Raw genomic sequence first — 12,028 nt, forward strand, 5'->3', positions numbered from 1 at the left:
CCTATTCTGATTAGCTTTTCCTTTTTATGCCATGTAGATTTCTTTGTCCTACAGCGATTTGTCAGAACAGTACAAGAAGCCGTTTCAAAAGAAGTATAAAAAACAAGAGTTCACTGAATGAACTACACCCCAAGCGTTAGATTTTGACTCTAACTTTTAGGGGCAATCACACTTGAACTCCTGTTTTTTTATTTATGAGTAAATTATTGTACCCATTTGTTGTTGTCCATAATAAATGGTTTTGCCAATCCTTCTCCAGTATAATCTGCATATTTTGTCAATAGATACTGGTAGCAATCTTCCTTTGTCTCGAATTTAATCGCTTGATAGGGTTCCTCAAAGGATAGCTTTTCTACAAATAAGAAGCCCGCATCTGTTGGTACCAACACACCGACATGACCAATAAAGAGTGCTTCTCCATCCAAGTTATCGTGCAAAACGACAGAAAGCATTCTTGCCTTGTCGTCAAACTTGAATTGTGAAAGGAAGTTTTCCATTTTTTTCGCATGAACCTTTACATCCGTCGTTGATTCTGTCTTCACTCTTGAGAACAATCGATTAAAGGCTTCTTTATCTTCTGTGTCAAAGAGCTTTCCGCTTTCAATTGCATCATTGTCTATAAACAGCAACGCATCATCTTTTTCAATTGGGGGAATGTCCATCTTGTTTTTCAACAGCACATAGCTATTGATCCGACAGTTGGTTCCCACAAAATCACTGTGCTTTGCGGTCCATAGGTTGCTGATTTTTTCAACGTCATACTCTGTTTTACTAAAAGGAGCAAAATCACCTTGTAAACCTGCAGAAACGACAATTTCGTTGTAGTCATTCACAAGCTTAAAGAAAGCATCCACACTGTCCTTATTCAAATGAGTCGATAACAAAGCCTGCACATCTTCGACACTGGTCCGACTAGCTAAGTTTGTATAGGTCGCTACCCATTGTGGCATTTCTTGCTGCGAACTGCTTGCGGTTGTTTCTTTGGTAACTGGTGATTCTGCTGTTTTTTGTGCCTGCGAACAAGCACTCAAGCCTAAAAGCATTGCTACACAAAAACCAAATGTTACTCCTTTGAAAACTTTTTTCATCTATTCTTCCTCTTTATCTATTTCTTTCTGATACTCTATAACCATCAACATCTGACTAGCTTCCACAATTGAGAATTGTGGAAGCTGGAAATAAAACGAGCGCAGCTCGCACCTTGCAATCGAGAATTGTGGGAGGTGTTCGATAAAACTAGCGTAGCTTATGTACTAAAAAACGCAAGGATAACGATGTCAGATTTTGATTTTTGAGGAGTATTACTCTCCAACACGAAGGCTATTCTTATGACGAGTATAGGCCTATTGTATCAAACTTTAGCCGTATTTTCTACTCGAATGGCTGACACTCGTCATTCTATCACTATTTATAGTGACTTGAATAAAGGTTAGGACATCGTTAAGCCACTTTGATGAACGCTAGTTTTATCTGCCGCTCCTTGCCTTGTCCTATTTCCTTTCTCAATCTACTATAAAAGCTCTTGAAACCAAGCGATTTCAAGAGCTTTTAATCCATTTCTTATGTCATTTAATTTGTAATTAAAGAATAGGACTTTTCTTCTCACAACCGCTCCTTCAATTTCTCCACAAAGAGATAAGCAGCAGGGCAGGTCAGGGTATTTTTGATGGTCAAATGGTTGATTTGGTAGATTTTTTTGCGGTCTGTATGGGGAAATTCACGACAAGCCTTGGGGCGAACATCGTAAATGCTGCACAGATTGTCCTCTCCTAAAAATGGACAAGGCATGGCTTGAAAAACCTTATCCCCATCCTCATCGACCTTGAGATAGAGATCTTCAAAGACAGGTAGTTTCATCCGAAAATGCTTGGCAATGCGGGTAATATCCGCCTCCGTAAAGAGCGGCCCCAAACTCTTGCAGCAGTTGGCACAGGCTGTACAGTCAATCTCCTCAAAAACCTCTTGATGGACTTGTTGCACAATCTTGTCCAAATCCTTGGGCGCTTTTTTCTTTAAGCCAGCTAAAAATTTACGGTGCTCACCCTGCTTTTGCTGGGCTAATTGCTTATAATGCTCAATGTCTATCTGTACTTGGACCATATCCTTACCTTCTGATTTGTTTTTCCACCCTATTATAGCGAATTTTTCCTCGTTTTAACAGCTTTTTTAAACCAAATATTCGTCTTTCTCTCTATAGTTTTTTTAAAATTTTTCGGACAAAGAAGTTCACCATTTCCTTCTCATCAATCACCTAATAAGAGCAAGTTCTTCACACTTCCCGTCACTTTCCGTCTAACTCTTCCAAATCCTTTATTGCCCACCGACTGATTGAGACCATTTGTCTGCCACAATCATGGAAATGTTTCATGAGAGGAAATAAACCTTCCATAGCTTGAGCATCTACAAAGCCTTTCTCAGCATCGTCTAGTAAATAGACATCAACAGATTGCCCCAGAAATTTCCAATCACTTGATGGCAATTGCTTTACAAGTTCTTGACTGGATGCATGTACAATGAATTATCAAATTTTCCTAATTTCTCCGTAGCAGGGAGGGCGGAAACTCCCACCCTGATCTTTCATATCTACTTCGAATGTAGCAAACGTATATGATCAAGTTCATGTCAATCTTTTTCATACCATTTTTTCATCTTATCTAAGCTGGTCTTAAATTCTGCTACTAAACTGTGAAACCTCCGATTTTCCAATAAAATCTTCGAAATCACTAAGATATTCTTTGTATAAAATCAAGAATGTCCTTGTAAATAACGGCAGTAATCCCTAGGAGCATACACCTGTTCGACATCCATACTCGGCTGATACTTTAGAAATCACTGAGAAAGGCAATATCTCTCTGAATGGTTTTTTCACCCCTACCAAATTCTTTAGCGACTTGCTTTTGGAATAGTCTAGCACCTTCTTGAAACCTCAAAAAAAGTTCTAAAATACGTTCTTTGCTCCCTTTCAGCCTACAATATTTTCTCCATGATGGTGGATTGAGAGGTGAGCCCTAACTGTTCATAAAAGCGCAGTGCCCCTCCATTGTCATTCCACACACTCAGCGTGAGATTATAGCAGCCATTTTCACGAGCCAATTCCTCGGCAAATTGATAGAGTTTTTGACCAATCTTTTGTCCACGCGCATGCTCAGCCACACACAAATCCTCAATAAACAGGGTTTGAACTGGTACCAAAACCTTTGAATCAGCCTTTTTTAGCTGACAAAATAAATGACCCAAGACCTCCCCTTGCTCATCTTCATACACAAAAATTAAATGGTTCGGATTCTCCAGCATCTCTAGCAAATCTTGCTCTTGAAACTTCCGTCCCGTTTTTTGAAACAAGTCCGGTCGTACCGCATGATGAACCTGTAAAATCTGCTCCAGCAAGTTCAACATAATAGGAATATCCGTCACTTTCGCTTCTCTAATCATTTCTTTCCTCCACTTCTATTTAAGGTTAAGTTCAAGTTTAGCTTTACTTATTAAAATCTGTATTTACACCATCACAGGAACTTAAAAACAAGACGATTTTGTGATCATTTCACAATTCGGCTTCCTAAGATACTAAAAAATCAGTATCATCAAAAGCCACCTTTATGAAATGATCACATATTGGTCGTCTTTTAAAGGCATCATGATATTGCGAATACAGGTTCTTAAAATTTTCAACAATAGACTAACATGGTAATTAATCCATCTAACCTTCGCTTGTAAAACTCTAAAAACAGTCTAATCAACTGGGCGAAGGGGGAACTATGGAATCTTAAAACCAAATTCTTTCAATGGTTTTTAGTCCTTTCCCACTCCCAATCTCGTTTAAGGCTTCCCTTTTATCCCTAGCACAAACTTCACATTTTTTCTGGTTTTTATCTGACACTTGTAACCTTCTTTTATCGATAAAATATGCACCTGCTTTCCTATCCACAAACGCAAATAGAGGTCTTGCCATACGCTCATTGCGACGAGACCTCTTTTTCGGACTTCTCTATCTTCAAATTTCAGTTCTGTGCTGATTCCAAATCCTAAGAGATGATTATCTGGGTCAAAACCTATTTCAATAAAAATGGAACACTACTCTGAGCCCTTCATTTGACCTTGTTTAGATTGGGTCACTATTCCTACCTCACGTTTCTACTTCTAGGTTTAGAACCCTACGCTTGCACTTAAGGAAACATGCTCGACTGGACTGAACATCGCTTTCCTATTTTTGAGAGCGAGGATAAAACAGCCCCCTGGCGTGACTTCACTCTCTTATTTTCGAGCTTAGGATAAACAGGCTACTTGACTTGCCTCGCTCTCTTATTTTCGAACTCGGATAAACAGGCTACCGGACTTACCGTGCTTTCGGGTTTCTTAGCTCGGGATAAAATAGCACGCCAGACTTGCCTCGCACTTTTATTTTCGAGCTCGGGATGAGGCTGAGACAAAAGTCCTTGCCTCCATTATTTTTGTAGCTTTAACAGTTTGACGCAGTAGTTGTCTGGTTTGTAGAACGTTGATAAATCAACATTCTACAAACCTAATCAACCTTGCGGGGGTGGGACGACAAAATCGATTTCTACGAAATCACGATTTTTGTCCCGCTCCCATTATTCATCATCCATGCTCAAGACGCTTAGGAAGGCTTCTTGTGGGACTTCGACGCTTCCGATGGCTTTCATGCGTTTTTTCCCGGCTTTTTGTTTTTCAAGGAGTTTGCGTTTTCGTGAGACGTCTCCTCCGTAACATTTGGCCAAGACGTTTTTACGGAGGGCTTTGATGTCACTCCGTGCAACGATTTTTTGTCCGATAGCGGCTTGAATTGGGACTTCAAATTGCTGGCGTGGAATGATCTTCTTGAGCTTATCGACAATCAATTTTCCACGTTCATAGGCAAATTCTTTGTGGACGATAAAGCTGAGGGCATCGACCTTATCACCATTCAGGAGAATATCCATTTTCACCAATTTCGATGGACGATATTCTGAAATTTCGTAGTCAAAACTTGCATAACCACGCGTTGAGGATTTTAATTTGTCAAAGAAATCAAAGACAATTTCGGCAAGCGGAATTTGATAAATGACATTGACACGGTTATCATCAATATAATCCATGGTCACAAAATCGCCACGCTTACGCTGTGCCAATTCCATAACAGCTCCGACATATTCCTGCGGTACCATGATTTGGGCCTTGACATATGGCTCTTCGATACTATCAATCTTAGTTGGATCTGGAAATTCAGATGGATTGGAAACTTCAATGGTCTCACCGTCTGTCATATTGACATGGTACACTACGGATGGTGCTGTCATAATCAAGTCAATATTAAATTCTCGCTCAATCCGTTCTTGAATGACATCCATGTGGAGTAAGCCCAAAAATCCGCATCGGAAACCAAATCCAAGTGCCTGAGAGGTTTCTGGTTCGAACTGCAAGCTGGCATCGTTGAGCTGTAATTTTTCAAGCGCCTCACGCAGGTCATTGTATTTGTTGGAATCAATCGGATAAATCCCTGCAAAGACCATGGGATTCATCTGCTTATAGCCTTCAAGTGGGGCATCCGCTGGATTGGTCGCTAGGGTGACAGTATCACCGACACGGGTGTCAGCAACGGTCTTGATTGAGGCTGCAATATAGCCAACATCTCCTGTTGCAAGGTAATCGCGACCGACAGCTTTAGGAGTGAAAATTCCGACCTCTGTCACATCAAAGGTCTTGCCATTGCTCATCATCTGAATGGTGTCCCCAGGCTTAACCACGCCGTCCATGACCCGCACTTGCAGGATAACCCCACGGTAGGCATCATAGACTGAGTCAAAAATCAAGGCTTTGAGAGGTGCTGTCACATCTCCTGACGGAGCAGGGACTTTTTCTACAATTTGCTCTAAAATCTCTTCAATTCCGATTCCTGCCTTGGCTGACGTCGGCACTGCCTCACTCGCATCTAGACCAATCACATCTTCGATTTCTTGACGAACCCGTTCTGGATCTGCCGCTGGCAAGTCAATTTTATTGATAATCGGTAGGATTTCCAAATCATTATCAAGGGCTAGATAGACATTCGCAAGCGTCTGGGCTTCGATTCCCTGCGCCGCATCAACGACCAAAATCGCACCTTCACAGGCAGCTAGCGACCGCGATACTTCATAGGTAAAATCGACGTGTCCCGGGGTGTCAATCAGGTGAAAAATGTAGGTTTCCCCGTCTTTTGCAGTATAGTTGAGCTCAATAGCGTTGAGTTTGATGGTAATCCCACGCTCACGCTCCAAGTCCATGCTATCCAGCAACTGGGCCTGCATTTCACGGCTGGAAACGGTCTCTGTTTTTTCTAAAATCCGATCTGCCAAGGTCGACTTCCCATGGTCAATATGGGCAATAATCGAGAAATTCCGAATCTTCTCTTGGCGTTTCTTTAAATCTTCTAAGTTCATCTGTCTCATCCTTTTAGGGTATTCCCTTTATTATATCACATCTATCGTATAATTTTCCACTCACTATCTAGCAAATTTTCAGAATCTTTCCTTCAATCAACCTACAAGCAGAAGTTCAAAAATCCAATAATCGTTAAGATAAGGCTTCTTTGAATTTCTTATAAAAACGACACGCTTCCTATAACATTATAAGAATGCGCATTTGGATTTCGAAAGATGAAAACTTCAAATAATGAATTCTTATTACATTATATATAAAAAAGAGGAAATCTTTTATTCCTCTCCAAAATCTGGTTTTACAGCGACCAGCTATCATTGATAAAGAACTACTATTCATGTTTCAAGGGATAAACAACTTCAAACTCCTCTAAGACAAGTGGGGTTTTTTCTGTGAACGTCAACCCAACTTCCTCAAAATAAGGACGGAAAAATGCTTCATGTACCTTACGCCAATAGGCCAAGGACTTGTCGCCTTCTCCTTCTTTAAAGGCATGCGCCTCACTTACTTCTTCAAACGGTACAATGCTGACTTTACAAATCTTGATGATGCAAACTGCTTGATTGTCTGCATTTAAAATCACATCCAGTTCACCAACTTGAGGAAGTGGCTCTGCATCTAATTCATAGAGTTCGTAGGCTGAAGCTGTTGCAGTTTTCTCCCCTCGCAGGACCAAATCAGCCAGTAAATCTGGCTCAACTCCAAACTGCCAAGCATCGATATCCTCTCCAATCTGAGGATTGAGAAGGCGGTAAGCCGCCCACATTTCTTCTGCTGTCATCATTTATTTCTCCTTATGTTTCATAAAATGCTCTACGATATACTGCTTTTCCTGTTCAGTCAAGGTACGATAAGCTCCCACTGGGAGCTCCTCCTCTAAGACAAAATGACCAAAGCCTATGCGTTTAAGGGCGGTCACCTTGACTCCGTAGGCTAAAAACATCTTTTTGACCTGATGAAATTTTCCTTCTGAAATCCGAATTCTTGCACGACTAAAGGAAATATCTGCTGACAAAATCTCTAGAATCGCAGGTTGGCAAACCGTTCCATCTAAAAATTCTACCCCATTTTTGAAAAAGGTTACCGCATCAGGAGATAAAAAGCCATTCACCTCCACCTCATAGACCTTGTCCACATGGTACTTGGGGTGGAGCATCCGAAAGCCCAAGGGGCCATTATTGGTAATGAGCAACAACCCTTCTGTATCCCTGTCCAATCGACCAATTGGATAGAGTCCCGCTCGTCTGTCTTTTTCTGCAATGAGGTCAATCACCGTCTGGTGTGTGGCATCTGATACGGCAGAGACGACCCCAGCGGGTTTATGGAGTAGGTAATAAACAGCTGACTCAAGCCCCACCTTTTCCCCACCCACCTCTATGACCTGCAAACCAGGGTCCACAATTTGACTACCAGTCGTAGCAAACATGCCATCCACCGTCACCTGCCGACTTTTGAGCAAAGTTTTAATCTGCTTACGCGAACCCAAGCCCGCCTTTTCTAAACACTTATCTAATCGCATGGATCTATTCTATATTCGTCATCTATCTTTTTCATAGGCCTTATACTCAAAGAGAAAGCGATAGCCAAGCTGTTCTGCTAAATTTTTCGAGGCCTCATTATGTGCATCCCACAAGGGCAATACTCCTCTTCGACAAGATTCCAACATCATCTGCGCTGCTAAACTACGAGCATACCCTTGTCGTCGATGATTAGGAGCCGTTGCAATCTCAATTTCAATCGCTCCTTGATAGACCAAGCCAGTCGAAATCCCTGCACAGACACGTTCCTGACCTATCACCACGAAGCCATATCCACCTGCAGCTTGAAAGTCTGAAAAGGTCTGCCAAGCACCTTTTAAATCCTCAGACCAAACCTCATCTTGCAGACGCTTGAAAATCTCGGAATCAATCGCCTGTATCTCTGCTTGCTGAGGAAGAGCTTGGATAAGCTGGGCTAGGTGCTTCACATCAACATCCGCTTGAGCCTGAAAAGCATAGCGAGTAAAACACTTCACGCTCGTTTCCTCTTGGAACATCTCCTGCCAATCTGCTTCCTCAGAAATGATAATCTTATGCATCAAGTCATACGTGTCTCAGTAAGTAGTCCAAAGAGTTTTATTACTTTCGCCTGCTAGAAAAAGGAAATTTCCCAAATCATATAGAAAGCTCCGTTCACTATCATCCGAAAACAATCTCCCCACCCCTGACGCTAGTCCATAGTGAACCATATTTTTCTGCCAAGATTGAAAGGCAGGAATTGTTCTTACTGCGTGTTCTTTCATGTTTCTATCACTCCATTTAGCCAACTCACGATGCCTTGCATGACTTCTTCCTTATCCCACATGGTCGTGACCGACCACTGCATAACCTGCTTGATTGAAAAACAAGCAGAAGCATCGTCTCGCTCGATATGCTCAATCATGCCGTACACGATTTGAATGACTGCTTTTGGCTCATCGATTGCCCATAGAATCTCCCTGGTTTGCCGTTACTCAAAACATCATCCTGTCACTTTTTTGTCTTTCCCAGTTGATTTATTTTAAGCTCCAGCCACCGTCAATCTTGAGGATTTCCCCCTGCATACCACTAGCTTTTCCGCTGGCCAAAAAGAGGGTGACTTCAGCAATTTCTTCTGGCTCTAGCCAACGCTTAATCGGCGTTTCAGCCGCAACCCAATCTGCGAGGCCTCCTTCTTCAAAGTCACTAGCCGTCATGGCTGTCTTGATCGCACCTGGTGCTAAGCCAAAGACCTGAATACCCTTGTCTGCGTAGTCGAGTGCTAACTGCTTGGTAAAACCTGCAAGGGCATGCTTACTAGTCGTATAGGCTGCACCACCGCCACCTGCTAGGAAACTAGCAATCGAGCACATGTTGATAATGATACCTGCCTTTTTTTCCAGCATCTTTGTCAAATAAAAACGGGTAATCCGCATGGTCGCAAGCAGATTAATAGCTAAGATGTCCTCGATTTCTTCCTCACTCGTATCTAAAAGTGCCTTGTAAGCATCCAATTTCCCAGCGGTATTGCAGAGAATATCCACTTCTGGTAGCCAGTCAAAAAGCGGCACTAAGTTATCCCGTAAATCAAGTTTTAGAAAATGAAAGGCACCGACTAATAAGGGTTTTTCTCCCTTATCGACACCATAGACCTCATAGCCATGCTCCAAAAACAGCTGAGCCTGAGCCCGTCCAATGCCTGAGGAGACCCCTGTTACAAGGACTTTCTTAGTCATGGACTTCCACCCAGTCTGTCGCTAAGACATCACACGGTGTCGGGCTCCACATAGAAAAACCCTCACCCTCGCCTGACACATTGATTAAAAAGTAGGGCGTTACTTCAAGTGCTACACCATTTTGCTCAATCGTGTCAAAGAGTTGGACATAGTTTTCAGCCCCGCCCCAGCCTGTACGGACGTATTTCTTCTTAGCTTTTAGTCCCGGTAAAATGTCTTCAAATGTCATATTTTTTCTCCTTTAGTGGCTATAAACCTTGATTTCAAAAGGTTTTCACAACCTTCTTTTCTATTTTTGATTAGAAGTTACTGGATAACTCCTTTATCTTTTGGAATTTTTATAATCTATCTACTGAAATGAATTTCACGCGCCCATTTCTAGCAAACTTCCCTTACTCCAGTTCCTTTTTCATCTTGACAAAAAGATGAATACCGCCGTTGCTTTCCATCGGTACTCGCTGGACAAATTCAAAGCCCATATTCAGATAGAGTTGCTGAGCACGAGCATTAAAATCCGCCACTGAAAGAGACACAACCTTGCTTGGTATGTGGATAGAACAGTAGTCCAAAATCACCTGCATAAAGGCTTTTCCCTCTCCCTTGCCACAATACTCAGGTTTCATTCCTAGACCCAACTCAAGAACCGCTCCATCTGTATTGACTGTAAAATAGCCATAAAGCTTGCCATCTCTCAGCACTTGGTAATAGTTGTCTCCTCGTAAATCCGAGTTCACCATCTCCTGATAATCTTCTAGATCATTTTCTAAATCATAAAAATCATACGGAGCTGGATAGTGCCAGTGGTTCGCAATTTCCATAGCATGCTCTTGGCTTAATAGCTCAATCTTCATCTGCTCTCTCCCATCGTAAGAAAAATCGTTTTTGGTCTGCTTTTTCTTCACAACCAAGTCTGCGGTAACATTCGTGAGCTCCTTCTCGCATGATACCAGAATTAATCCGTAAGCCATGATAGCCTGCCTTTTTGCCTATCGTTTTGATACCTTCTATCAAAGCACGTGCATGACCTTTCCCGCGCGCTTCTTTTTTGACTGCCAAAGCGAGTAAATTCAGCAAAGGCTCAACATACAGACAGTCATAGGCAGTAGCATGAGCGTAGCCCACAACTTCTCCCTCCTCTTCACAGACAAGAATGATATGCTCCTCACGTAAGAGTAAGTCCCTTAACCGCTTCTGCGTAGCTTCCAGCGGAAAATCATATCCTAAACTATCAGCGTTGAGGAGGCAAATTGCTTTGCCATCTCGTTCCTGTGCTGGTCGAATCATGAACTCACCTCCAGTCTTTATTATAGCATAGAAGCGAGCATTTTTGTAGCAAGAAAAAACGAGGAAAAGACCCACCCTTCTCATCCTCGTGTGACGACTGACTGCTAAAGAAAAAAATGGACAACTATCGCTTTCAAACCACTGTCAGATAGATTTAGTTGCCTGCTACTTCTTGCAGCCATTGTTTAGCATCCTCTAAGGGGGACTGGGTTTCCACGTCCGGCTCTAGAGGATGATTTTCATAGATCCGCCCTGTACTATCCTTAATTCGCCCTGTGCTTAGGACAAGCTCCGCCCCATCATACATGGGATAAGACATGTTAGAAGTCGTGTAGCCTGCAGTGGCTTGGCCAAAAGTCCTCACTTGAGGCAGTTGCTGCAAGGCAAGTATCAAGATTTCCGCAGAACTCGCCGTCTCAGCACTCATCAATATAGCAATCGGAACTTCCTTCCTGTTTTTGGTCGTTCCCTTTATCTCTCTAAGATTTTCCAAACTTACTTTCGAGGACTGCTGCTCACTATAAACAATCTCAAACAGCGTCTTGTCTCTCAGCCAAACGTCAAATCCCGCTGCCATCGCATCCAACCTGCCGCCACTATTGTGACGGACATCCACAATGATCCCCTTCACATCTTGGGCGATGACTCCTGCAATCTTATCTATATAAGCAGCCGCTTGCTTTTCATTTCCTGAAAAGGAAGGCAAGGTTAGCAAAAGAAATTCACCTTCTCTTCGCACTTCCGGCAACTCACTCTTCCTTTTTCGGAGAACCTTAACTTCTTCTGGCGTGTAAAAGTGAGAATGCTTGCCCCCAGCTTTTTGTGCCAAGTCTTTCAGCAAGGGATAAGTATCTTCATATCGCTTCATTTGGCTCCATTGTCCCCGTACAGTCTCCTCGGCTTTATGAAACTCTTCATCCGCATATAAGCCAAAATGCATCCGATACAGGGCACTCTCTGCATACTGCACAGGACTTGGACGCACAATCGTCACCCCATAACGAGGAGCTAGGTAGAAAAAGAGCCCAATCAAGGCCAAACATACCATTGCCACCACCGTCAAACAGCCGACACATCCTTTTTTCATGGTGCCACCTCCTT

General features: G+C 42.5%; 13 protein-coding genes and 1 pseudogene. All 14 read right to left on the reverse strand.

All coding sequences use genetic code 11. The features are described 5' to 3' along the window. Positions 1-203 precede the first annotated feature (203 nt). Positions 204-1,088, reverse strand: coding sequence for a DUF4300 family protein (locus BFM96_RS09915; RefSeq protein WP_068993679.1), 885 nt, complete (start codon positions 1,086-1,088; stop codon positions 204-206). Positions 1,089-1,602: 514 nt separating this feature from the next. Beyond that, on the reverse strand, positions 1,603-2,100 hold the full coding sequence (locus BFM96_RS09920) for a YkgJ family cysteine cluster protein (RefSeq protein ID WP_068993682.1): 498 nt from the start codon (positions 2,098-2,100) through the stop codon (positions 1,603-1,605). A gap of 867 nt (positions 2,101-2,967) precedes the next feature. Further along, positions 2,968-3,432 carry a GNAT family N-acetyltransferase gene (locus BFM96_RS09930; RefSeq protein WP_068993687.1) on the reverse strand — a complete coding sequence of 155 codons (465 nt, stop codon included), beginning with the start codon at positions 3,430-3,432 and terminating at the stop codon, positions 2,968-2,970. Positions 3,433-3,816: 384 nt separating this feature from the next. Next, positions 3,817-4,065 carry a DUF3977 family protein gene (locus tag BFM96_RS11555; RefSeq protein WP_145939757.1) on the reverse strand — a complete coding sequence of 83 codons (249 nt, stop codon included), beginning with the start codon at positions 4,063-4,065 and terminating at the stop codon, positions 3,817-3,819. 524 nt (positions 4,066-4,589) lie between these two features. Continuing rightward, entirely contained in the window at positions 4,590-6,413 is a 1,824-nt protein-coding gene (gene lepA, locus BFM96_RS09940; protein ID WP_068993693.1) for a translation elongation factor 4, read from the reverse strand. 329 nt (positions 6,414-6,742) lie between these two features. Then, positions 6,743-7,192: an ASCH domain-containing protein gene (locus tag BFM96_RS11150; RefSeq protein ID WP_068994323.1), complete on the reverse strand. Its 450-nt coding sequence runs from the start codon at positions 7,190-7,192 to the stop codon at positions 6,743-6,745. Between the two features lie 3 nt (positions 7,193-7,195). Then, on the reverse strand, positions 7,196-7,930 hold the full coding sequence (locus BFM96_RS11155; RefSeq protein WP_068993696.1) for a 16S rRNA pseudouridine(516) synthase: 735 nt from the start codon (positions 7,928-7,930) through the stop codon (positions 7,196-7,198). Between the two features lie 18 nt (positions 7,931-7,948). Further along, positions 7,949-8,692, reverse strand: a pseudogene (locus BFM96_RS09955) (GNAT family N-acetyltransferase). Continuing rightward, a complete protein-coding gene (locus BFM96_RS11160) occupies positions 8,689-8,832 on the reverse strand; it encodes a hypothetical protein (RefSeq protein WP_145939731.1) in 144 nt (47 codons plus the stop codon). Before BFM96_RS11160 ends, BFM96_RS09955 begins: the two are co-directional and overlap by 4 nt. Positions 8,833-8,944: 112 nt before the next feature. Continuing rightward, positions 8,945-9,643 (reverse strand): 3-oxoacyl-ACP reductase, encoded by a 699-nt coding sequence (locus BFM96_RS09960; protein ID WP_068993699.1) that lies wholly within the window; start codon positions 9,641-9,643, stop codon positions 8,945-8,947. Continuing rightward, positions 9,636-9,872, reverse strand: a complete 237-nt coding sequence (locus BFM96_RS09965) for a DUF2829 domain-containing protein (RefSeq protein WP_067088403.1) — start codon at positions 9,870-9,872, stop codon at positions 9,636-9,638. Before BFM96_RS09965 ends, BFM96_RS09960 begins: the two co-directional genes overlap by 8 nt. Before the next feature lie 163 nt (positions 9,873-10,035). Continuing rightward, on the reverse strand, positions 10,036-10,494 hold the full coding sequence (locus BFM96_RS09970; protein WP_068993702.1) for a GNAT family N-acetyltransferase: 459 nt from the start codon (positions 10,492-10,494) through the stop codon (positions 10,036-10,038). Beyond that, positions 10,484-10,927, reverse strand: a complete 444-nt coding sequence (locus BFM96_RS09975) for a GNAT family N-acetyltransferase (RefSeq protein ID WP_068993705.1) — start codon at positions 10,925-10,927, stop codon at positions 10,484-10,486. Before BFM96_RS09975 ends, BFM96_RS09970 begins: the two co-directional genes overlap by 11 nt. A 154-nt stretch (positions 10,928-11,081) precedes the next feature. Further along, a complete protein-coding gene (locus BFM96_RS09980) occupies positions 11,082-12,014 on the reverse strand; it encodes a S41 family peptidase (RefSeq protein ID WP_068993708.1) in 933 nt (310 codons plus the stop codon). Between the last annotated feature and the right edge of the window lie 14 nt (positions 12,015-12,028).

Origin of the sequence: Streptococcus himalayensis (genome assembly GCF_001708305.1) — a bacterium.
GTDB classification, from domain to species: domain Bacteria; phylum Bacillota; class Bacilli; order Lactobacillales; family Streptococcaceae; genus Streptococcus; species Streptococcus himalayensis.